This window comes from Kribbella ginsengisoli (genome assembly GCF_039537185.1).
GTDB lineage: Bacteria > Actinomycetota > Actinomycetes > Propionibacteriales > Kribbellaceae > Kribbella > Kribbella koreensis.
Map to the genome: position 1 here is coordinate 70,900 of NZ_BAABAA010000006.1, position 21,324 is coordinate 92,223.

Genomic DNA, 21,324 nt, shown 5'->3' on the forward strand with positions numbered 1-21,324 from the left:
TGGTGGAAGTCAGCCTTTGATGCCGCTGCGGGCGACACCTTCGATGACGTAGCGCTGGACGAAGACGTAGAGGATCAGGACCGGGACGGACGCGACGGTCGCGCCGGTCAGGATCACCGGATAGTCGGTGGTGTAGGCGCCCTGCAGCAGCTTCAGCCCGGCCGGCAGGGTCAGCCGCTCGGGCGAGAAGAGCACGTAGAGCGGCCAGATGAAGTCGTTCCAGTTGGCCAGGAAGGACAGCACGGTCAGCGTGGCCAGCGCGGGTTTCGCGTTCGGCAGGATGATCCGGGTGAAGACCGTCCAGGCGTTCGCGCCGTCGATCATCGCCACCTCCTCGAGTTCACGCGGCAGCGCGAGGAAGAACTGCCGCATGAAGAACACCCCGAAGGCGCCTGCCGCGCCCGGGACGACGAGCGCCCAGAGCGTGTCCAGCCAGGCCAGCTTGTCCATCAGCAGGTAGTTCGGCATCAGGAAGACGAAACCCGGCACGAACAGGGTCGCCAGGATGACGGCGAAGATGGGCTTCTTGAAGCGGAACTCCATCCGGGCCAGCGCGTAGCCGGCCATCGACGCGACCAGCACGACCAGCCCGGAATGCAGAGTCGCCGCGACGAGCGAGTTGATGAACCAGCGCAGTACCGGGTTCTGCCCACCGGTCGTGAGGACCTCGCCGTACGCGCGCCCGGTCGGGTCCGTCGGGATGATCGTCGGCGGAGCTTGCTGGGACTCACCGATCGTCTTGAAAGAAGTGAGCAGCATCCACAGCAGGGGCGCGACGAACACCAGTGTCAGCAGCCCGATCAGTACCCAGAAACCGGGGGACCTGCGCCGCCTCATGACTTCTTCTCCCTCAGCAGCGCGAAGTTGATCAGCGAGACGATCGCCAGACAGGCCGCGAGCACGTAGCTCATCGCCGTCGCCTGGCCCATCCGGAACTGCGCCAGCCCGGTGTCCGCGATCACCATCAACGCGGTCCGGGTGGTGTCACCCGGACCGCCCTGCGTCACCAACAGGGCCTGCCCGAACATGTTGGCGGAGGCAAGGATCGTGATCGTGACGACGAACGTGACGACCGGCCGCAGTCCCGGCACGGTGATGTGCCGGAACGCCTGCCAGCGGTTGGCTCCGTCGAGTTCCGCGGCCTCGTACTGGTCGGCCGGGATGTCCTGCAGACCGGCCAGGTAGATGATCGCGTTGAAGCCGATCGTCCACCACACCGTCATCCCGACCAGCGACGCGAACGCCCACGGCTGCTCGGTGGTCCAGCCGATCTCGCCGATCCCGAACAGGCCGAGGAACGCGTTCAGCACGCCGAAGCTGGTGTCCAGGATGTACCGGAACATCAGCCCGACCACGGCGACTCCGAGCACGTACGGCGCGAAGAACACCGCCCGGAAGAACGTCCGGCCGGGGAACCGCCGATTGAGCACGACCGCCAGCCCGAGCGGCAACGTCACCAGGAACGGCACCGACGCGAGCGTGAAGATCGCCGTCGCCCGCATCCCGTGCCAGAACGGCTCGGCGGTGGTCGACTGCGAGTCGAACAGGTCCTTGTAGTTCTGCAACCCGACGAACGGCTTGCCCGGCAACTGGAAGTCCCAGTCGTGCAGGCTCATCCACAGGCCGAAGATCGCCGGACCGACGACGAACAACAAGAACAGCGCGAGATACGGCGCCAGGAAGAGGTACGGCGTAGCCCGGCCGTATCCCCTCATGCCCCGTACTTCTTGCGGTTGGCCTCCAGGATCTTGTCGGAGCGGCCGGCCGCGTCCGACAACGCCTTGGCCGGCTCGGTCTTCAGCAGTACGGCCTCGTTGACCGCCTTGTTGAGCTCAGCCAGCGCGTCGCCGATGCCCGGCACCGGTGGCGGGAAGTGCAGGTCGTTGACCTGGGTCGCGAGCGCGGACTGCTCGGGCAGCGCCTTGAACTCGGCCGATTCGCGGACCTGCTTGCGGGCCGGTACCTGACCGCCCTTCGCCCACTCGATGGACTTCTGGCTGACGTAGTTCACGAAGACCCGGGCCGCCGTGGACTTGTTGGCGTCGGGCGTCTTCAGCTTCGGCAGGCAGAACTGGTGCGAGCCGGACCAGGCGGCCGGCTTGCCGCCGATGTTCGGGATCGCCGCGACCCCCCACTCCAGGCCCTTCTTCTCCTTGAAGGTGTTGATGTTCCAGATGCCGTTCCAGACGAACGCGTTCTTGCCGTTCATCACCGCGATGTTGTCCGCGTCCTGCGCGACGTTCTTCGGGCTGTAGCCCTTCTTCACCAGGTCGGTGAACCAGGTCAGCGCCTTGACGCCGGGCTCCTCGGCCCAGGTGGTCTTGCTCGAGTCAGCGTTGAACAGCTCGCCGCCGAACTGCCAGAGCAGCGACTGCACGCTCATCACGCCGGTGAACTGGAACGGCGTCGCCCAGTGCCCCTGGATCCCCTTGCCCTTCAGGGCCTCCAGCGCGGCCATGTACTCGTCCGCGGTCGCGGGCGGCTTGGCCGGATCCAGACCGGCCTGCGACATCAGTGTCTTGTTGTAGAAGAAGCCCAGCGGGTGCATGTCCAGCGGGATGCCGTACCGCTTCCCGTTGTACTCACCGGCCTTCCACACGACATCGGCGAAGTCCTCCTGCTTGAGGTCCAGCGCCTTCGCCACGTCGTCGAGCGGCTCGATCACGTTGCGGGCGGCGTTGGTGGCGAGCGAGTCGACGTGCATGATCGCGACCGCGGGACCCCGGCCGCTGCTGACGGCGGTGGGCAGCTTGGTGTAGTAGTCGGCCCACTGCATCACGGTCATCTTGACCTTGATGTTCGCGTGCTCGGCGTTGAAGGCGTCGACGATCTTGCGCATGAACGGGCCGTCACCACCGGTGAACCCGTTCCAGAAGTCGAGCTCGACGTTCGGGCCTTCGTACCCCTTCGCGCCGCCGTCGCCGGTCGCGGGCGCGGCCGCGCCGGGCTTGCCCGCCGAGCCGGAACCGCAGGCGGTCAGGACGCCGGCCGCCCCCAGCGCGCCGATTCCGCCCAGCATCATTCGCCGGTTGATGGTGTTCACCGTGTACCTCCAGGGGAGAGCCTGATCATGTGCCACGACGCAGGGGGCAACGTGGCCGTACAGCTGTCGTTGATGACCTCGGTGCCGTCGACGCGTCGCGGCACCACCCGGTCGGGGTCCTCGGCGGTGTTGACCGCACTCCGGTCGTCGTCGTACAGGGCGAGGTGCTCGACCACTCGCAGACCGGGCTGCAGTGGCACCTCCAGGTCGACCTTGTCGGTCTCGCTTCGATTCACCACGAAGAGCACCACCTCGCCGGTGGACTCCTCGTACGTCGCTGTGCTCCACAGAGCCGGTACCCGCCCGTACGCCGCCGTTTCGATGTCCGGGCCGGCCACCTCTGTGCGGAGTACCGTCGAACCCGCGTGCTTCGCGGTCAGCGCGAACGGGTGGAAGGTCGACTGCCGCCAGGCGCGGCCGTCCGGCTCGGTCCGGATCGGGCCGATCACATTGACCAGTTGCGCCAGGCAAGCGATCTTCACCCGGTCGGCGTGCCGGAGCAGGGTGATCAGCAGGCTGCCGACCACCACCGCGTCGTCGACGGTGTAGGTGTCCTCGATCAGCGGGCCGACCTCGCGGACGTCCAGCCCGAGCTCGCCGGGGAAGCGCGCCTGGTACCAGACGTTCCACTCGTCGAACGACAAGGTGATCTCCTTGTCGCTGCGCTTGAGCGCCTTCACGTGGTCCGCGGTCGCGACGACCGAGTCGATGAACCGGTCCATGTCCTCGGCGGCCGCGAGGAAGCTCTGCTGGTCGCCGTCCTTCGGCTCGTAGTACACGTGCAGGCTGATGTGGTCGACCAGGTCGTAGGTGCGCTCCAGCACGGTGCGTTCCCAGTCACCGAAGGTCGGCATGTGCCGGTTGCTCGATCCACAGGCGACGAACTCGATGCCTGGATCGACCCGGCGCATCGCGTTCGCGGTCTCCTCGGCCAGCCGGGCGTACTCCTCGGCGGTCTTGTGGCCGATCTGCCAGGGGCCGTCCATCTCGTTGCCCAGGCACCACACCTTGATGCCGTGCGGCTCGGGAGCACCGTTGGCCACGCGGCGGTCGGCAGTCGCCGTACCGGCTGGGAGGTTGCAGTACTCGAGCAGCTCGACCGCCTCGGCGATGCCGCGAGTGCCGAGGTTGACCGCCCAGATCGGGTCGACGCCTGCCTTGCGGGACCAGGCGACGAACTCATCGGTGCCGAACTGGTTCGGCTCGACCGCACGCCAGGCGAGATCGAGCCGGCGCGGCCGCTGGTCCTTCGGGCCGACGCCGTCCTCCCAGCGGTAGTTGGAGACGAAGTTCCCGCCCGGGTAGCGGACCGCGGTCACGCCCAGCTCGCGCACCAGCGCGAGCACGTCCTCGCGGAACCCGTCCGGGTCCGCGCTGGCATGGCCGGGCTCATAGATCCCGGTGTAGACACAGCGCCCCATGTGCTCGACGAACGAGCCGAACAGCCGCCGGTCCAGGGCACCGACAACGAACGCGGGGTCGACCGCAAGACGAGCCACAGATCCTCCAGAGAGATCTTTACATCGATTAACCTGAGTTTTTACAACGATTGACATCCGCTGTAAAGGGCTGGCCGTCCGAGGCCATGGCACACTCAGGCAACAGTTGGGCGAAGGGATGACGGATGGCGACCAGGCTGAGCGATGTGGCGGCACGCGCCGGGGTGTCGGTGAAGACGGTCTCCAACGTCATCAACGACTACCCGCACATCACCGCGCAGACCCGGGCCAAGGTCGAGGCCGCGATCGAGGCACTCGACTACACCCCGAACGTCAGCGCCCGCTCGCTGCGCAAGGGCCGCTCCGACTTCATCGCGCTGGCCATCCCGGAGATGGCCTCCCCGTACTTCGCTGAGCTGGGCGCCGCCATCAGCCGGGCGGCCAAGAAGCGTGGCATCACCGTCCTGATCGACCAGACCGAGGGCGAACCAGCCGCCGAGAAACTGGTCCTCGACGGTATGCGCGGCCAACTGATCGACGGCATCATCTTCTCGCCGATCACCACCGCCCCGGCCAAGATCGAGCTCGCCGCGAACGCGAAACCGCTCGTCCTGCTCGGCGAGCGCCATGCGGGCGGCACCCTCGACCACGTCGCGGTCGACTCGGTCCAGGCGTCCTTCGACGCAACCACGCACTTGATCTCGATCGGCCGCCGCCGGATCGCCGCGATCGGGGTCGGCGGCGGCGCGGGGACGGGCGCCGTACGGCGGAAGGGCTACCGCAAGGCGCTGAAGGCCGCGGGCCTGCCGCTCGATCCCGCGCTGGAGCTGGCCGGCACGGGGTACCACCGGGAGGACGGCGCCGCGGCGATGCGCGAACTGCTCGCGCTGCCCGACCGGCCTGATGCCGTGTTCTGCTTCAACGATTCGCTCGCGCTCGGCGCCTTGCGCTCGCTCGCCGACGCCGGGCTGTCGGTGCCCGGGGACGTCGCGGTGGTCGGCTTCGACGACATCGAGGACGGCCGTTACCACTCACCGTCGCTGACGACGATCTCGGCGGACAAGGACTGGCTCGCCGAGAACGCCGTAGCGCTGCTGCTGGACCGGATCGCGGGAACCGGTGAGGTCGACCGCCGCGACCTCACCGTTCCCTACACCTTGCAGATTCGCGAGTCGACCGCCGGCTAGAAGGCCGCCGCGCAGGTGGTGAGGTTCGCCGTGACGGACGCTCCCCGGGCCACTGTGATCGCGCGGGTCTCCAGCACCTGACCGGTCGGGCGCTCACAGGTCAGCGTCCACGACTCCGTACCGCCTTGCTGGACGGTGATCGGCCGCGTCGACGGGTTGGCGTGGTACGTGTACGTGCCACTCGCCGGCACCGTCATCGTGGTGTCGAGCACGTCCGGGATGAGAGTGCCGTTCCAGGTCTTGGTGTTGAACGACTTCTTCAGCCGCAGGACCGCACCGGCCGGGCCGGTACCGGTGATGATCGAGTGCCGGGCCGGGTTGATCGTGCTCTCGGCAGCGATCAGGTAGGCCTCGCGGTTTCCCTTGCCTGCAGTGCTTCCCGAGCCGAAATAGAAGTTGGCGATGTTGCTGAACGCCGGGTGGAAGCTGCTCGCGCCGTGCTCGAAGGTGAAGCCGAGTCCGCCGGTCGCGTAGTACGACCAGTCTTCGGTGGTACCGGTGGTGTCGTAGAGCTCGTAGCCGAATTGGCTGTCGTAGCCGTTCTGGGCCGCCATCTGGTCGCCGAGCGACTTGTAGAGCGCCTCGTCCGGGGTGTTGCCGGCACCGGCGTACCCGGGCTCACGTAGTACCAGGTTGGAGTAGGTGTGGTTCGTGATCAGGGTCGTCGCCTGGTACGACGAGACGAGCGACTGGATGTTGCGTGACTCCGGCTCACTGAAGGCGCTCGCACCCCGGTACGTCTCCGAGGTGAGGCTGGTCGACGCGCCCGGGCCGCCCCAGAAGCCGGCGTAGTTGCGGTTCAGGTCGGTGCCGCGCGACTGGTTGGACGACTGCGCGCATTGGCCGGTGGTCGGGATCTGGCCGTTGGTGACGCGGCAGTTCTTCCGCTTCATCTCGTAGCCGAGGGTGCGGCTCAGGTTGAAGCCGTCGGGGTTCACCACCGGGACGATGACGATCCGCGCCTTGTCCAGGATGTTGGTGATCCGCGGCACCACACCGTCGTTCTTCAGCAGGTCGTAGGCGAACTCCATCGTCAGCTCACCCGACGGCCACTCGCGTGCGTGGTGCAGGCCCATCATGATGAACACCGGCTTGCCGTTGCTCACGTTGACGTCGCGGCTGATCTCGATGCCGCGGACCGTACGGCCTTCCAGCGAGGTGTTCTTCAGCGTGATCGGCTTGACCTTCGTCGGGTACTGCGACGCCAGCGAGGCCAGGTCGTTGTTGTAGTCGGCCAGTTGCCGGTACGCCGTACGCCCGCTCGGCAAGGTGGCGAGGATGGCGCGCGTCTTCACCGCCTTCGCGTACGCCGCGTCCGCGCGCTCGCGTTCCTGGTCGGCGCCGACCAGATCGTCCTCGAGCACCGACCAGGTGAAGCCGGCCAGCTTCAGCAGCCGCCGATCCTGGTTGCCATAGGCAACCACGTCGACGTAGTTCTTGCCTGCCGACTCGGCCAGGTCGAGATCCAGGGTGTTCAGTCGCTTGCGATCGGCCATCGTCGGGGTGTTGATCCGGAGCAGCTGGATCAGCTCGGCCTTCTCGTAGGCCTGCACCTTGCGGTCGGGTGGCGCGACAGCCTGGACATGGCTACCGGCGCCGACGACCACGGCAGCCGCGATCGCGAGGGGGACAAGTCGGTGCCATCGGGCGGGATGGAACACGGTGACCTCCAGTAGTGAGGTTGTTGCAATCGGTAACTGGAGGGTAGGGCTGAGGAAGGTGCGGGCGGAAGCAGTTCCGGTAAGAGAGCGGGGAAACCCTCAGCGATGACCGATGGCGGCCAGTTGCTCGGCGAGACCACGACGGAACTTCGGAAGATGAGAAAGAAGATGAAGCCCGGCATTGCGGGCCGGCCTCAGCGCTGTCGGTGCTGTTGCCAGGCGGGTCAGGCGGTGGGCGAGTGCTACTACCCGGACTGCTTCTTCGCGGCTGGCTTTGGCGTAGTCGTCGAGCTTGGATTCGTCGCCGGTGGTCAGGGCGTCGGCGAGGGCATCGCCCAGGACGACGGCGTCGCGGAGGCCGAGGTTCATACCTTGGCCGCCTGCTGGGCTGTGGGTGTGGGCCGCGTCGCCGGCCAGTACGACCCGCCCTTCGCGATACCGATCGGCCACCCGCTCATGGATCCGGAAGCGCGAACCCCAGACCACCTCGGTCACCCTCGCGCTCTCCTCCTGCGGCCCGCGAGCGTTGAGCAACCGCTGCGCATAGGCGACATCCGGATGCTCCGGCGCCTCCTCGACCTCAGCAACCAACCGAAAAGTCCCATCCGGCAACGGCGCCGCCACCAGCATGCCCGGCTTCGAGAAGTACAGCAGTACTTCGTCAGCCGGCAGCCCACTCTCCACGCGCACATCCACCAGCGTGAAGTTCAGCGGCAACGCCTCAGCACCGTCGAATCCGAGCCCGGCCAGATCACGCATCCGGCTGTTCATCCCATCGGCGGCCACGACGTACTGCGCCTTGATCACCTCACCCGACTCCAACAAGACCTCGGCACCGTCCACGCTCTGCTGTACCCCGGTAGCGACGTACGGACGATGGACCGTGCCACCGAGCTCAGCCAGCCGCTCGAGCAGGACCTGCTCGGTGACGTTCTGCGGGATCATCAGGACGTACGGGTACTCCGTCGGCAGCCTGTCGAAGCGGACCGGGACGAGAGTCCGGTCGCCGTCGGCGATGTTGAACTGCTCGACGTGGATGCCGAGCTCGGTCAGCCGCTCGCTGACCCCGATCCGCTCCAGCAACTCCAGCGTCCGCGGGTGCACCACGGAGGCACGCGAGGTGTTCGCTCCCGCCGCCTGCCGATCGACCACCGTCACCTGCCGACCGTGCCCGGCCAGCGAGACCGCCACCGCCAGCCCCACCGGCCCGGCCCCCACCACCAGCACCTCGGTCTTCTCCGGAATCATCCCGACCACCCCTTCCCGGTCAACGCCTGTTGGCCAACGCTTGTTGACTTCACTGTAGGCAGGGTGAACCAGCCAAGTCAACACTCGTTGACCTACGGTGTTCCAGACGGAGTACGCAGCCAGGTGGAGATTCGCTCGGCGAGCATGATGGTGGGGAGATTGGTGCCGGCGGCGGGGATGGCCGGCATCACCGAGGCGTCGGCAACCCAGAGGCGGTCGACGCCGTAGACGCGGCCCTGGGCGTCCACCACCGCGTCGTGGTCAGGGTCGGGACCCATCCGGCAGGTGCCGACCGGGTGGTGGTACGACGCGACGCGGGCGCGGACGGAGTCGGCGATCGCGGTGTGGTCGTCGTCGGCAACGGTCGGTCCGGGCGCCAGCTCGGCGCCGGTGACGAGGGCGGCGAGCGGCTCGGTGCGGGCGATCCGCCGGGCCTCGACGATCGCCTCGACCATCCGGGCGAGGTCATCGGGGTGGCGGAGATGGGCGACGTCGATGAGCGGTGGATCGTCGGGGTCGGCGCTCCGGAGGCGTACCGATCCCCGCGACCGCGGCGCGATCAGCCCGGCGACGATGCCGAACACCGCGCCGGCCTCGCTGACGTCGCGCTCGACAGGGAACGGTCCTGCGGTGAACAGATGCAGGTCCGGCGGACTTGCGGACGTCGGGGCCAGGGTGGCGATCGCCTGGAACCGCGGACCGTCGGCGGGTCTGGTGGGTAGGTCGACCGCGACGATCGGGTGGTCGATCAGGTGCTCACCGACCGCCGGAAGATCAGCCACGACATCGATGCCGAGACGGGACAGCCGAGCCGCGGACCCGATGCCCGAGCGGGCCAGAATCGCCGGACTGGCGTAGCTGCCGGCCGCCAGAACGACCCGGTCGGCCTCGACCAGTTCGCCGGTTGTAGACCGTACGCCGACAGCGACTCCGTCGGCGATCCGCACCCATCCGATCGTCACGCCGGAGCGGATCGTGAGATTCGGGCGATGCCGGGCGGCCGAGAGGTAGGCGACGGCAGTGCTCATCCGCAGGCCGTCGCGGACGTTGCGTGGTGTCGGTCCGACCCCGAGCGCGCCTGGCCGGTTGTGGTCCGCGACGTACGGGTGTCCGGCCTGGACCGCGGCATCGATGAAGGCCCGCTGGATCGGGTTGAGTTCGTCGACGGGGTGGCGGCGGATCGGGATCGGGCCGTCGGCCCCATGCCACTGATCGGCGAAGTCCAGGTCGGACTCCAACCGCCGGAAGAACGGCAGTACCTCGGCGAAGCTCCAGCCGGGGTTTCCCAACTCGTGCCAGCGGTCGTAGTCAGCCGGCGCGCCGCGCAGTGCGAAGCAGCCGTTGGTGGCCGAACAGCCGCCGATCAGCCGGGCTCGCGGAAGTGAGATGCGCCGGTCCAGACTGTCGGCCTCGGCCTGGTACCCCCAGTCGTGGCCCACCGTCGGCTCGGAAGCGTCGGCGACATCGGCCGGCAACTCGTCCAGGGTCGGATAGTCCGGCCCGGACTCGACCAGTACCACCGAACACGCCTCGTCCTCGCTCAGCCGGGCCGCCAGCACGCACCCCGCTGTGCCACCTCCCACCACGATCACGTCGGCGCCCATCCCGGCCCCCTCCCCACCTCTCACGATCGCACGAGCTGGCCAAGTCAACACCTGTTGACCTACGGTGTGAGGATGAGCGATGGGAAGCGGTCGGCGGATCGGACCCGGGGGGTCATCCTGGCGGCGGCGCGGGAGCGGTTCGCGGCGGACGGCTACGAGCGGGCGACGATCCGGGCGATCGCGGCCGACGCGGCGATCGATCCCGCGATGGTGATGCGGTACTTCGGGAACAAGGAGAAGCTCTTCGCGGCCGCTGCCGAATTCGACCTGCGGCTGCCCGATCTGAGCAAGGTTCCGCGGGAAGAGATCGGGGCAGCACTCACCAACCACTTCCTCGACCGCTGGGAGGACGACGAGTCCCTCAAGGCCCTACTCCGCGCCAGCGTCACCAACGAAGCAGCCGCCGACCGCATGCGCCAGCTCTTCGCCGACCAACTCGGCCCAGCGATCATGCACCTGAGCACTCCGCCCGGCGGAGGCGACGCGCACCGACCAGGCCCCGGATCTCACCTCGGCAACCCCGTCGGCGGAGCGCAACTCGGCGACCCCACCACCCCGGTGCCCACGGCCAGTGCAGCGACGCGCGCGGGACTCGTCGCCACCCAGGCGCTCGGCTTTGCGCTTTGCCGGTACATCCTCGCGCTACCGCCGGTCGCGAACCTGACTCGCGAGGAGGCGGTCGCCTGGCTCGGCCCGACCATCACCCGCTACCTGACGGCTCCACCAACCCCCAGGTCCGGCCTCAACCCTCCCCAAACCGGTTGAGTCACCCCCTTCGGGCACACCGCACCGGCCACTGACCGATTGTTCGACCACCGTCGCGCCTTCACTAACCAGCTCAGGGGTTATCCCCTGAGATGGTGGGTTGCCCCCCGAGAATGCGGCGAGGCAACCCACCATCTGCGGGGTTAACCCCTCAGATGGTGGGGCGGGCCGGGGCAAGACGGGCCGGGGCAAGACGGGCCGGGGCAAGACGGGCCGGGGCAGGGCGGGGTCGGGGTAGGGCGGGGTCGGGGTAGCGGGGTGGGGGGAGTCAGCGATTGACTTTGCTGCGGCGGCGCTTGGTGTCCTGGAGGAAGAGCCAGGCGACGGCAGCGCCGGTGACGAAGCCGCCGAGGTGGCCTTCCCAGGAGATGTTCGGGACGGCGAACGAGATGACCGCGGTGATCGCGACGTACGCGATGATCCAGGTGACGTCCATGCCGCGGGCCTTGCTGATCACCAGCAACGCGCCGACCAGGCCGAGGACCGCGCCGGACGCACCCAGGGTCGCGCCGCCGGGGGAGCCGAGCAGCCAGACGGCGACGCCGCCACCCAATGCGGAGAGCAGGTACAGCACGGCGTACCGGACCTGGCCCATCATCTGTTCGAGGATCGGGCCGACCTGCCAGAGCATGAACAGGTTCGAGAAGATGTGGAAGATCTGCACGTGGGTGAAGGCCGAGGTGAGCAAGCGCCACGGCTCGGAGTCCACCAGCACGGGGACCATCACGAGATCGTTGAGCAGCTTCGGGCTGCCGCTGCGGACCGCGATGAAGACCAGCACGTTGAGCGCGATCATCGTCCAGGTCACGTACGGGCTGTTGCCGCGCGCGACGCCGCCCAGCGAGGTCCGGGTGCGCGGGATCGACTTCACGCCCTCGTTGAAACACGACGGGCACTGGAAGCCGACGGCGGCGCTGTTCATGCAGGCCGGGCAGATCGGCCGGTCGCAGCGCTGGCAACGGACCCCCGCAGGCCGATCCGGGTGCCGGTAGCAGACGGTCTCGGTCACGCCCTGGTCCTCCGCAGTCGGACGGTTGGTGCAAAAAGGGGTGCGAGAACCCGGCCACCGTCGCCGGCAGCCGGGATCGCGCGGTGGATCAGACGGTCTTGCGCTCGATCTTGACGCTGTTGATCACGATCGGCTCGACCGGCCGGTCGCCGGCCGTGGTCGCCGCGGTGGCGATCGCGTCCACGACCTTCTTCGAGTCGTCGTCGGCGACCTCGCCGAAGATGGTGTGCTTGCGGTTCAGGTGCGGGGTCGGGACCACGGTCACGAAGAACTGCGACCCGTTGGTGCCCTTGCCGAACTGGATGCCCGCGTTCGCCATCGCCAGCAGGTACGGGCGGTCGAACTGCAGCTCCGGGTGGATCTCGTCGTCGAAGCTGTAGCCCGGCGAACCGGTGCCGGTGCCGAGCGGGCAGCCGCCCTGGATCATGAACCCGTCGATGACCCGGTGGAAGCCGAGGCCGTCGTAGAAGCGCGCGGTGCTGGCTTGACCCGTCGTCGGGTCGGTCCACTCCTTCGTGCCCTCGGCGAGGCCGACGAAGTTCTGCACCGTCTTGGGCGCGTGATCGGGGAACAGCTTGATGACGACGTCGCCCTTCGTCGTCTGCAGCGTCGCGAACAGTTCTTCGGCCACGAGATACTCCTCATCGGTTACGGCTTACGGCATCGATCCTGTCATGCGCCACAAGTTCGGGCCGCATCGACGTGCCCCGGGGTGATCTCAGGGTGTGGCCGGAGGGTTTATCGGCTGGGTACGTCGTACGATGCAGAAGAAGCCGGATCTGTCCAGAAGTCGAATCGAAGCGTCCATGGAGGAACCGTGGGTTTGTTGAAGTCCAAGGGCCGGGTCGAGACCGCGAAGGACAAGGTCCGTCCGCTGGCCGAGTCAGCCGTGGGCACCGCACGGGACAGTGTTGGCACCGCACGGGAGAAGGTGTCGCCGTACGCCGAGAAGGCGGTCGAGCGGGGCGCCGCCGTCGCGCATGCCGCGGTGGAGAAGGCCGGACCCGTGATCGACGACGCGCTGAGCCGGGTCGGACCGGCCACCGAGCACGCGGCCGAGCGGGCCCGCGAGCGGTTCAACGACGACGTACTGCCGAAGGTGACCGCCGCCCTGGCGACGCTGGCCGCCGCGGCCGAGCCGGTCATCGAGGAGAGTTCGCGCCGGGGCAAGGCGACGGCCGCCGCACTCAAGGGTGAGATCGACGTACCAAAGAAGAGCCACAAGCTGCGCAAGGTGGTGCTGTTCCTCGGCTTCGGGGCACTCGCCGCCGCTGCCGTGAAGAAGCTGCTCACCCCGCCGGAGCCGGCCTGGCAGTCGACCCCGACCAGCGGCCGCGACTACAGCTCGGCCCCGGCCGGGACGACGTCGCGCCCGGCAGCTGACAAGCCGGCCACCGACAAGCCGGCCGCTGCCGCGCCGAAGGCGGAGGCCAAGACGGACACCACGTCCGCCAACGGCAAGACCGAGGACGCGAAGACCGAGGATGCGAAGGCCGAGGCCGACGAAGCTCCGAAGGCCGCGTCGAACGGCGCCGCGAAGAAGACCAGCACCCCGCGGAAGTCGACGGACTCGAAGCCGACCGACTCCTGAACCACCTCGACACCGCAACGGCGAAGGCCGCGATCCCCAGGTGGAGATCGCGGCCTTCGTCCGTTCTGCGACCGGCTGGTTCAGCGGCCGGCTAGTTCAGCGTTTCGTCGGGCTCGTCGTCGCGGCGGCCGCCGGCGATGTGGACGCGGCCGGCCGAGAGCAGCTGGGTCGCATAGCGGTGGGTGATGCACGGGTAGTTGCCGCCGCACTCGCGGCAGACGGCCTCGTTGCGATGCAGCCAGGGCAGTACGCCGAACCGTTTGATCCAGGTCAGCGGTTCGCGATCCGGTGCGTGCAACTGCATGGCCGTCCGGGCCGCGTCCTGGATCTCCGGCGCCGACCACTCTTCGGCGCTCTTGTCCATCAACTGGCTCAGGTCGTCATGCGGCGCCGAGCTGGGCTGCGTCATCTCTTCGTCTCCGGGCAGGTCGGGGCGGAACCAGGATGCGACCGCGGCATCGGCATACAGACCGGAGCTCTTGGTCAAACGTCCGATCGAACTGTGTCAGCGCGATCGCACAACGCGACATTAGCGCTTGAGTGCCCGATACCTGCCATCGCAACGGCCGGTCGGAAACTTCTTTACATTCCGGCCCGAACTTCTTCACAGAGTGTTCAGAGCCATTGCGTTTCGATCGTCACCCGTGCCTCGAGCTCGAGCAGATGGCGCTTCAACGGGATGCCGCCGCCGAAGCCGACCATCTTGCCGCCGGCGCCGACCACCCGGTGGCAGGGCACGATCACCGCGATCGGGTTGCGGTTGCAGGCGACCCCGACGGCCCGCGCCGCCCCGGGATCACCGACGGCCTTGGCGACATCGCCGTAGGTCTGCATCTCGCCGTACGGGATCTGCTTGAGCCGCTCCCAGACCGCGCGCTCGAACTGCGACCCACCGCGCACGGACAGCGGCAGGTCGAACTGGGTCAGCTCGCCGGCGAAGTACGCCTTCAACTGCTCCTCGGCGGCGATCAGCAGGTCGTCGCGGACCCGGTCCGGGCCGAGCTCGATGGCGCCGAACCGCAGCCGGCACAGACCGTCGTCGTCGACGGCGACCGACAGCTCTCCGATGGGCGAATCGAACACAGACCAGCGCATGGTCATATCGTCCACCCAGGCACCGACACTTTTCCCCGGTCCGGCAGGAGGAATTTCGCGCGACGACACCATCGATGCCGCACGCAAGGTTCTCGCCCGATCACTGTCTGTGTGCTATTTCTGATGGCTCGCCGATCCCGAGGAGGTGTACGTGACCGGTCAGCCGCCGATGGACCGCTGGTTCAGCTCCGAGGAGGCGATGGGCCTGGCCGCCTCCGTGCTGATCGGCGTGGTCACCGTGCTGGGCTGGGCCACCGCGTGGTCCGACTGGTACTCCTACCGCACCCTCGAGCGCTATCCCGACGACGACGACAAGTTCGCCCAGGCCGATCTGATCTCCGGCTCGCTCGGCATCGTCGCCGCACTGGCTCTGTTCGCGGCCGCCGCGGTCTTCATCATCTGGCTGTGGCGGGTCCGCTGGAACGCGGAGATGTTCTGCCGCGGCGAGCACCGGTACTCCCGCGGCTGGGTGCTCGGCAGCTGGATCTGCCCGGTGGTGAACCTCTGGTACCCCAAGCAGGTCGTCGACGACATCGTCGCCGCCAGCGACCCGCGCACCCCGACCGGGATCGCGACACTGCGCGGCATCCCCGGCACCCGGCTGGTCTGGGCCTGGTGGATCACCTGGGTGGTCGGACTGGTCCTCGACAACCTCGCTCAGCGCAGTGTGCTGGACGGTGCACCGCAGCTCTCCGAACTTCGGACGAATGCTGTGATGTCCGGCATTTCCGCGGTCAGCACGACCGCCGCGGCAGTACTCGCAGTGATGTTGATTCAGCGCGTCAACGAACTCCAGCTACGCCGGCCGTGGACCCCGTGGTGGGCCCAGGACCAGGCCGGATACCCGGTCGACCGGGGGTACCAACCTCCTGCGCTGTAAACCAAACCGTTACACACGGTCGAGTACCTCGTTACAAGTGGTGATGGGCGTACGAAAAGACCGTGTTAAGTCGATACCCTCCGTGCTGGCATCGACTCCACAGGCGTACTTACTTCGTGGTATCAATGTGGCTCGGTCACGCGGGGGCAGGATTCGACCGAGACGCCGAACAGACGGAGTTCCAGCAACGCGAGGGACGCACGACGTGAGCCACCCGCAACGAGCAGTTCTTTCTGCTGTTGAAGACAAAGATGAGTGGCAGCCACATGCCGCCGAGGAGTTCCAGCAGGTCGGTACGGTCGGCAAGATCGCGATCGGTCTGCTCGGTGCGTCCACGGTCACTCATCTGCTCTGTACGTGGTCCGACTGGAACACCTACGGCGTCGTGCACAGCTACCTCGGTGGCGGCCCCAACGTCGACGACGCGGACCTGAACCGCGCCGACAGCATCTCCCGGATCACCTCGATCCCGAACGTCATCATCTCCGTCGCCGCCGCCGTGGTCTTCGTGATCTGGCTGTGGCGGGTGCGGGTCAACTCCGAGGTCTTCTGCCAGGCCGATCATCGCCGCAGCCACGGCTGGGTGCTGGCCAGCTGGTTCTGCCCCGGCCCGAACCTGATCTATCCCAAACAGATCGTCGACGACATCTGGCTGGCCAGCGATCCGAAGACTCCGGTGTACGCCGACGACCTGCGCCGGCTCAGGAAGCCCCTCCTCACGAACGTGTGGTGGGTCGCCTGGGTCGGCGCTCTCGTGTTCGACGTGGTGATCCGCCGGGCGCTGATGTGGATGGAGGCGACCGTCGGGTCGCTGCGCGGGATCGCGCTGGCCGGGACCGCGTCGCTGATCCTGACCGCGGTCTCCGCCGTCGCCGCGACGCTGATCATCCGCAAGATCAACACCATGCAGACCACCCGCGAGTGGATGCCCTGGTGGGACCAGCGCGAGCCGAAGCTGGTGGCCGTTCCGTCGTACCGGGTCGCCGCCGACGACGACACCTCCGAGCAGCCCGCGATCTCCGAGCCGATCGCGGCGCCGCGGATCGAGCAGCGCCAGCCGGCGCTGGCCATCGCCGCCAGCGCGCCGGCCGCCGAGGAGGCTCCGAAGTGGAGCCCGTTCGCACCGGTCGCCGAGACCCCGGCCGCACAGTCCTGGGACGACGCGGGCCCGGCCACCGAGCAGTTCAACCCGATCGAGAGCTGGCGCGAGGACACCGGCCAGGTGATCGAGGCCCTGCCGTCGTACCAGCAGACCGCCTCCGGGCTGGAGACGCCGACCTGGTCGACCCCCACCAACCCGTACACGCCGGCCCCGAGCAACGACCTGCTCTCCGCGCCACTGCCGAGCTGGCAGGCCGAGACCGTCGCCCCGCCGCAGCCCGATCCGTACGCGTACCAGCCGGCCGCCCGCAGCACCGAGGAGCCGTCCTGGTCGAGCTCGTACTCCCAGCCCTACTCGTACGAGAGCACCAGCACCTCTGACTACCTGACCTCCACAGAGCCCGCACCCGAGCCTGAGCCCGCGCCTGTTGCGCGCGCTGGTCGCAGGGCCGCTCGGGTCGCGGTCGACAGCCCGTCGACGGTCCAGGCCGCTGTGTCCGACTCGGACAGCTACTACCAGGCAGCCCCGTCGCTGCCCGCGCAGGACGACTACCTGACCCCGTCGAAGCCGCTCCCGAGCGTGCCGTCGTTCGGTCCCGAGCCGTCGTACACCCCGGAGACCAGCTACACGGCTCCGACGTACACGCCCGACCCGACCTACGCGCCGTACGAAGCCCCGGCGGCCCCGATCAGCACCCCGGAGTACGACACGTCGTACACCTCGGACTACTCGTCGAACTACTCGTCCTACACCGAGCCGACGACACCGGAGCCGACGTACACCTCGGACTACACCAGCAACACGAGCTACGACAGCTACTCGTCGGAGTCCTCGTACGACGCATACAGCTCGAACACGGGCTACGACTCGTACACGCCGGCCCCTGAGACCTCCTACACGGCACCGGCCACGGACTACAGCAGCTCGAGCTACGACAGCACCTACAGCCCGACGTACTCGCAGGAGAGCTACTCCAGCGACTACACGTCGGACTACAGCACGAGCTACTCCGACCAGCCGGCCACGGACTACCAGCAGTCGTCCCCGTACTCGTACGAGGCGCCCGCAGCACCGACCACTCCGGCAGCACCGACCACTCCGGCCGCTCCGGAGCAGGACGACTCGGAGACCACGGCGCCCCGCACCCACCCGCGCCGGCGCTGGGTCTGAGTGCACCCGCTCGGCTTCTCCACCCTCGGGTGCCCCGGCGAGCCCCTCGACCAGGTCCTATCGCTTGCCAAAGGCAACAATATTGCCGGGCTGGAGCTCCGGACGGCCGACGACGAGTTCACCCATCTCGGGCTGACCACGGCCGAGCGGCGGGAACTGCGGACCCGGATCGAGGACGCCGGGCTGGAGATCCTCGCCGTCAACAGCTACGTGAAGCTCTGCGCGGTCGAGGACCAACCCCTCGAAGCCCATCTCGAACTGGCGGCGGATCTTGGCGCCCGCGGTGTCCGGGTCTTCCCCGGCGATGACCCAGAGGACGCCGGCGACGACACCGACGCCTCGCATGGTCCGAGTGCCGGCGAGATCCGCGCGCTGGATCGCGTGACGTCCGCCCCCAAGGACTCGCGGATCTTGCTCGAGACGCACGACTCGCACTCGGCCGGCCGCAAGATGGCCCGGCTCTGCCGGCTCCTCGACGCCGAGGCGCCTGGCCACAACGCCAAGGTGATCTGGGACAGCGCCCACACCTGGAGCCACGGCGAGACTCCGGCCGAGGCCTTCGACTTGCTGAAACCCTGGATCGACTTCATCCAGATCAAGGACGAGGACTCGACCCAGGGCTACCGGCCGGTGCCGATCGGCGCGGGCGATTACCCGATCGCCGACCTCCTGCAGACCCTTGAGGGCACTGACTACTGGCTGTCCCTCGAGTGGGAGCTCAAGTGGCACCCGCACCTCCCTCCGCTGGCCGAGGCGCTGCCGACCACGCTGACCTGGTTGTCATGACCCGGAGGTGCAACGGTCGTTGTAGTTGTACAACGAACGTTGCACCGACCAGAGGCTGACTCCCATGGACAAGCGGCAAGCAGTGCTCGCGGGCGCGCTGACCGTGTTCGCGCGGGACGGCTACGCCCGGGCGAGCATCGACGTGATCGCCGCCGAGGCGCAGGTCTCGACGCGGACGATCTACAACCATTTCCAGGACAAGGCCGGACTGTTCCGCGCCGTGATCCAGGACAGCGCCGAGCGGGTCGCGGCCGCGCAACTGCAGATCGTCGATCGGTACCTGCGCAGGATCACCGACCTCGAGGCGGACCTGGTCGAGTTCGGCATCGCCTGGCGAACCCCGATGCCGGACTACGCCGAGCACGCCGCGCTGGTCCGCCAGGTCGACGCCGATGCCGGCCACATCCCCGAGGAGGCGATCGACGCCTGGCAGCAGACCGGCCCGCTCGCCGTCCACCGAGCGTTGGCCGATCGGTTCAACACGCTCGCCGACGAAGGACTGCTGGACTTCGAGGACCCGATGCGGGCGGCCCTGCACTTCTCGCTGCTGATCTCCGGCGGCGGTACGGCGTACCGGCGAAGCCGGCTGACGACGGACGAGATCCGTGCGACGGTGACCAGCGGCGTCCATACCTTCCTGCACGGTTGTGGCGCCCGGCCGGCGACGGTTGAAAGACGAACTAATAAAGGCCTAGGCCACAATTTCGCTTCGGCGCATGACATTGGGCACTGATCACTCGTCAAAGGAGTGAAGTCCCAACGGGGGACCTTGCAGGTAAGGACATTCATGATGCCCAACAACAGCGGATGGCGGCCGAGGTGAGCCCGCGGGCGGTCGACAAGCGGGCCCGGCCCGGGAACGAGACCACCCCGGCGCCGACCGGTCCACCTCTCACCACTGCCGACTTCGAAGCCTCGGAGCCGGCTGAATCCGAGGCGGCTGCCACCGAGCTCACTGACGGAGCAAAAGGCTGACGTCGCCGAATTCGTGCCACAGGTAGGAGTGTTCGAGGGCGGCGTCGTAAGCACGCTGCACGACGTCGCCCCCGACCACCGATTCCAGCAACAGCAGGTGCGAGGCCTCCGGCGCATGCATGCCGGTGATCAGCCCGTCCACCACGGTCGCCGGGTGATCAGGCCCGAGCACTAGGTCGGTCCAGCCCCTCGCTGCGACCACACCGCCGGGCTGTGCGGCCGATTCGATCGCACGGACCGCCGTGGTACCGACTGCGATCACCCTGCCGCCGTTGGCCTTCACCCAGTTCACCAGCCGGGCAGTGTGCTCGGTGACCTCGAACCGCTCGGGCAGCGGCGGCTCATGGCTCTCCAGTGACGACACCCCACAGTGCAGCAGGATCGGAGCGATCAGTACTCCGGTAGCCGCCAGCTGACTCACCAGCTCGAAGCTGAACGGCCTGCCCGCACTAGGCATCTCCGCCGAGCCAGGCTGGTTCGCGAACACCGTCTGGTAGAGCGCGAGCGGCCACTGCTTCCCGACGTACTTGTAGGTGATCGGCCGCCCGTTCCGCCACAGGTAGTTGACCACGTCGGCCACTGGCGGCTTGGCCTTCCACAACCGTTGACCGCTCGGCTCGTACGGCTCCAGCAGCGTCAATACTCCCTCTGGCATCTCCACCCGGTCGCCTGCCGCGCCGCCGAACATCGGCAGGCCACCGTTGCGCAGCTCGACGACCCAGGTGCCGTCGTCCAGCGCAGTCGAGAAGTGCACGACCACAGGAGCGACGCCCGAGCCGGTGATCCAGGTACCGTCGACCGCGGCGCCCAGCGTCCCCGAGGTGTTGACCAGCAGGAGATCGCCGGGCCGCAGGTGCTCACCGATCCGGTCGAACCTGGTGTGCGTGACGGTCGACCCCTCCGCGACCAGCAGCTTCACCTGATCTCTTGCGAGCCCGCGCGCTTCCGGTGGCTCGACCGCGTTCAACTCGTCGGGAAGCGTGAACCTCGTCTGTGGATGGACTCTCACGAAGTCACCGCCGGCGCGAACTCAGCAGCCCGGTAGCGACCACTCGCCGGCCTGCTGTCCAGCAACTGCAGAAACGCCGGTACGACGCTCGCAGGCTCGGCCCGATCAGAAATGTCTTCCCCGGGAAAGGCCGCCTGGTGCATCGCCGTCCGCAGATCACCCGGATCCACCGCGTACACAGCCAGCCCCGGATGCTCTGCGGCCAGTACTGCGCTCGCGTGATCCAGCGCCGCCTTGGCCGACCCGTAGCCACCCCACCCTTCGTATGCCTCGACCGCGGCGTCCGAGCTGATGTTGATGACGATCCCGGCCGCCGCCGACAACTCCGGCAGCAACGCCTGGCTCAACGCGATCGGCGCGATCACGTCGACCTCGTACACGCGCCGCAACTCGTCGAGATCGGTCCCCGCCATCCGTTGCAGCGGGCTCGCGCCGAGGTAGCTCGCGTTGTTGACCAGGAGATCGAGCCGGCCGAGCTCGCCGACCGCATCGACCAGGTCGGCCCGATGCTCGGCATCGGTGACGTCGCCGGCCAGCGGCACCACGTCGGTCTTGGCGGCCAGCTCGTCGGCCGCGTTCTTGAGCGCATCGGCGCCCCGGGCGTTGATGATCAGGGCCCAGCCACGGTCGGCCAGACCATGCGCCAGCGCGAGGCCGAGCCCCGCGCTGGCGCCGGTGATGAGAGCAACAGGACGAGTCAGAGATACGTTGGTCATGCCCGTCACCCTCATACCTCAAGCTCACTTGAGGTCAACACCTC

At 67.9% G+C, this 21,324-nt stretch carries 20 protein-coding genes; 7 read left to right on the forward strand and 13 right to left on the reverse strand.

The genetic code is table 11. The annotated features are described in order from the left end of the window. Positions 1 to 9 precede the first annotated feature (9 nt). The 4 genes from ABD768_RS21270 to arfA are packed head-to-tail and all read right to left on the reverse strand — an operon-like array spanning position 10 to position 4,542. Positions 10 to 837: a carbohydrate ABC transporter permease gene (locus ABD768_RS21270; RefSeq protein ID WP_343967839.1), complete on the reverse strand. Its 828-nt coding sequence runs from the start codon at positions 835 to 837 to the stop codon at positions 10 to 12. Continuing rightward, entirely contained in the window at positions 834 to 1,715 is an 882-nt protein-coding gene (locus ABD768_RS21275; protein ID WP_343967841.1) for a carbohydrate ABC transporter permease, read from the reverse strand. The genes ABD768_RS21270 and ABD768_RS21275 overlap by 4 nt, the downstream gene beginning before the upstream one ends. Next, the gene (locus tag ABD768_RS21280; protein ID WP_344843163.1) at positions 1,712 to 3,043 is read right to left on the reverse strand and encodes an ABC transporter substrate-binding protein; all 1,332 of its coding nucleotides are present in this window, start codon (positions 3,041 to 3,043) and stop codon (positions 1,712 to 1,714) included. The genes ABD768_RS21275 and ABD768_RS21280 overlap by 4 nt, the downstream gene beginning before the upstream one ends. After that, positions 3,040 to 4,542: an arabinosylfuranosidase ArfA gene (gene arfA / locus ABD768_RS21285; protein WP_344843166.1), complete on the reverse strand. Its 1,503-nt coding sequence runs from the start codon at positions 4,540 to 4,542 to the stop codon at positions 3,040 to 3,042. Before arfA ends, ABD768_RS21280 begins: the two co-directional genes overlap by 4 nt. Positions 4,543 to 4,667: 125 nt before the next feature. On the opposite strand from arfA, the gene ABD768_RS21290 reads away from it, so the two are divergent. Continuing rightward, positions 4,668 to 5,669 (forward strand): LacI family DNA-binding transcriptional regulator, encoded by a 1,002-nt coding sequence (locus tag ABD768_RS21290; protein ID WP_344843168.1) that lies wholly within the window; start codon positions 4,668 to 4,670, stop codon positions 5,667 to 5,669. Here ABD768_RS21290 and ABD768_RS21295 read toward each other — a convergent pair. From ABD768_RS21295 to mftG, 3 genes are all read right to left on the reverse strand, one after another. After that, on the reverse strand, positions 5,666 to 7,330 hold the full coding sequence (locus tag ABD768_RS21295; protein ID WP_344843170.1) for a M14 family metallopeptidase: 1,665 nt from the start codon (positions 7,328 to 7,330) through the stop codon (positions 5,666 to 5,668). The genes ABD768_RS21290 and ABD768_RS21295 overlap by 4 nt on opposite strands. A gap of 99 nt (positions 7,331 to 7,429) precedes the next feature. Continuing rightward, a complete protein-coding gene (locus ABD768_RS21300; RefSeq protein WP_344843172.1) occupies positions 7,430 to 8,578 on the reverse strand; it encodes an FAD-dependent oxidoreductase in 1,149 nt (382 codons plus the stop codon). Between the two features lie 92 nt (positions 8,579 to 8,670). Then, on the reverse strand, positions 8,671 to 10,182 hold the full coding sequence (gene mftG, locus ABD768_RS21305; RefSeq protein WP_344843175.1) for a mycofactocin dehydrogenase MftG: 1,512 nt from the start codon (positions 10,180 to 10,182) through the stop codon (positions 8,671 to 8,673). 72 nt (positions 10,183 to 10,254) lie between these two features. Here mftG and ABD768_RS21310 point away from each other — a divergent pair, with 72 nt between their 5' ends. After that, complete coding sequence (locus ABD768_RS21310) at positions 10,255 to 10,947, forward strand: TetR/AcrR family transcriptional regulator (protein WP_344843177.1); 693 nt, start codon at positions 10,255 to 10,257, stop codon at positions 10,945 to 10,947. Between the two features lie 268 nt (positions 10,948 to 11,215). Here ABD768_RS21310 and ABD768_RS21315 read toward each other — a convergent pair whose 3' ends face one another. After that, the gene (locus tag ABD768_RS21315) at positions 11,216 to 11,956 is read right to left on the reverse strand and encodes a rhomboid family intramembrane serine protease (protein ID WP_343967858.1); all 741 of its coding nucleotides are present in this window, start codon (positions 11,954 to 11,956) and stop codon (positions 11,216 to 11,218) included. A gap of 88 nt (positions 11,957 to 12,044) precedes the next feature. Beyond that, a complete protein-coding gene (locus ABD768_RS21320; RefSeq protein ID WP_425552080.1) occupies positions 12,045 to 12,587 on the reverse strand; it encodes a peptidylprolyl isomerase in 543 nt (180 codons plus the stop codon). 186 nt (positions 12,588 to 12,773) lie between these two features. Between ABD768_RS21320 and ABD768_RS21325 the strand changes: the two genes are divergently transcribed. Further along, positions 12,774 to 13,547, forward strand: coding sequence for a hypothetical protein (locus tag ABD768_RS21325; protein WP_344843181.1), 774 nt, complete (start codon positions 12,774 to 12,776; stop codon positions 13,545 to 13,547). 91 nt (positions 13,548 to 13,638) lie between these two features. On the opposite strand, the gene ABD768_RS21330 is transcribed toward ABD768_RS21325, so the two are convergent. Together ABD768_RS21330 and ABD768_RS21335 are read right to left on the reverse strand one after the other, a co-directional pair. Then, positions 13,639 to 14,034 (reverse strand): hypothetical protein, encoded by a 396-nt coding sequence (locus ABD768_RS21330; protein ID WP_344843183.1) that lies wholly within the window; start codon positions 14,032 to 14,034, stop codon positions 13,639 to 13,641. A 128-nt stretch (positions 14,035 to 14,162) separates the two neighbouring features. Beyond that, positions 14,163 to 14,642 (reverse strand): methylated-DNA--[protein]-cysteine S-methyltransferase, encoded by a 480-nt coding sequence (locus tag ABD768_RS21335; protein WP_343967864.1) that lies wholly within the window; start codon positions 14,640 to 14,642, stop codon positions 14,163 to 14,165. 151 nt (positions 14,643 to 14,793) lie between these two features. Between ABD768_RS21335 and ABD768_RS21340 the strand changes: the two genes are divergently transcribed. From ABD768_RS21340 to ABD768_RS21355, 4 genes are all read left to right on the forward strand, one after another. Then, on the forward strand, positions 14,794 to 15,522 hold the full coding sequence (locus tag ABD768_RS21340) for a DUF4328 domain-containing protein (RefSeq protein WP_343967866.1): 729 nt from the start codon (positions 14,794 to 14,796) through the stop codon (positions 15,520 to 15,522). Between the two features lie 205 nt (positions 15,523 to 15,727). Further along, a complete protein-coding gene (locus tag ABD768_RS21345; protein WP_344843187.1) occupies positions 15,728 to 17,794 on the forward strand; it encodes a DUF4328 domain-containing protein in 2,067 nt (688 codons plus the stop codon). Beyond that, positions 17,795 to 18,580, forward strand: coding sequence for a sugar phosphate isomerase/epimerase family protein (locus ABD768_RS21350; RefSeq protein ID WP_344843190.1), 786 nt, complete (start codon positions 17,795 to 17,797; stop codon positions 18,578 to 18,580). Between the two features lie 64 nt (positions 18,581 to 18,644). After that, positions 18,645 to 19,313: a TetR/AcrR family transcriptional regulator gene (locus ABD768_RS21355; protein WP_344843192.1), complete on the forward strand. Its 669-nt coding sequence runs from the start codon at positions 18,645 to 18,647 to the stop codon at positions 19,311 to 19,313. 219 nt (positions 19,314 to 19,532) lie between these two features. Here ABD768_RS21355 and ABD768_RS21360 read toward each other — a convergent pair whose 3' ends face one another. Both ABD768_RS21360 and ABD768_RS21365 read right to left on the reverse strand, forming a co-directional pair. Then, positions 19,533 to 20,564: an S-adenosylmethionine:tRNA ribosyltransferase-isomerase gene (locus ABD768_RS21360; RefSeq protein WP_344843195.1), complete on the reverse strand. Its 1,032-nt coding sequence runs from the start codon at positions 20,562 to 20,564 to the stop codon at positions 19,533 to 19,535. Further along, positions 20,561 to 21,280 carry an SDR family NAD(P)-dependent oxidoreductase gene (locus ABD768_RS21365; protein ID WP_344843198.1) on the reverse strand — a complete coding sequence of 240 codons (720 nt, stop codon included), beginning with the start codon at positions 21,278 to 21,280 and terminating at the stop codon, positions 20,561 to 20,563. The genes ABD768_RS21360 and ABD768_RS21365 overlap by 4 nt, the downstream gene beginning before the upstream one ends. Positions 21,281 to 21,324 lie beyond the last annotated feature (44 nt).

What these genes read in the sequence shown, in the direction of transcription:
- ABD768_RS21270 (WP_343967839.1), bottom strand. Translation starts at nt 837, where the DNA reads ATGAGGCGGCGCAGGTCCCCCGGTTTCTGGGTACTGATCGGGCTGCTG.
- ABD768_RS21275 (WP_343967841.1), bottom strand. Translation starts at nt 1,715, where the DNA reads ATGAGGGGATACGGCCGGGCTACGCCGTACCTCTTCCTGGCGCCGTAT.
- ABD768_RS21290 (WP_344843168.1), top strand. Translation starts at nt 4,668, where the DNA reads ATGGCGACCAGGCTGAGCGATGTGGCGGCACGCGCCGGGGTGTCGGTG.
- ABD768_RS21300 (WP_344843172.1), bottom strand. Translation starts at nt 8,578, where the DNA reads ATGATTCCGGAGAAGACCGAGGTGCTGGTGGTGGGGGCCGGGCCGGTG.
- mftG (WP_344843175.1), bottom strand. Translation starts at nt 10,182, where the DNA reads ATGGGCGCCGACGTGATCGTGGTGGGAGGTGGCACAGCGGGGTGCGTG.
- ABD768_RS21310 (WP_344843177.1), top strand. Translation starts at nt 10,255, where the DNA reads ATGAGCGATGGGAAGCGGTCGGCGGATCGGACCCGGGGGGTCATCCTG.
- ABD768_RS21335 (WP_343967864.1), bottom strand. Translation starts at nt 14,642, where the DNA reads ATGCGCTGGTCTGTGTTCGATTCGCCCATCGGAGAGCTGTCGGTCGCC.
- ABD768_RS21355 (WP_344843192.1), top strand. Translation starts at nt 18,645, where the DNA reads ATGGACAAGCGGCAAGCAGTGCTCGCGGGCGCGCTGACCGTGTTCGCG.
- ABD768_RS21365 (WP_344843198.1), bottom strand. Translation starts at nt 21,280, where the DNA reads ATGACCAACGTATCTCTGACTCGTCCTGTTGCTCTCATCACCGGCGCC.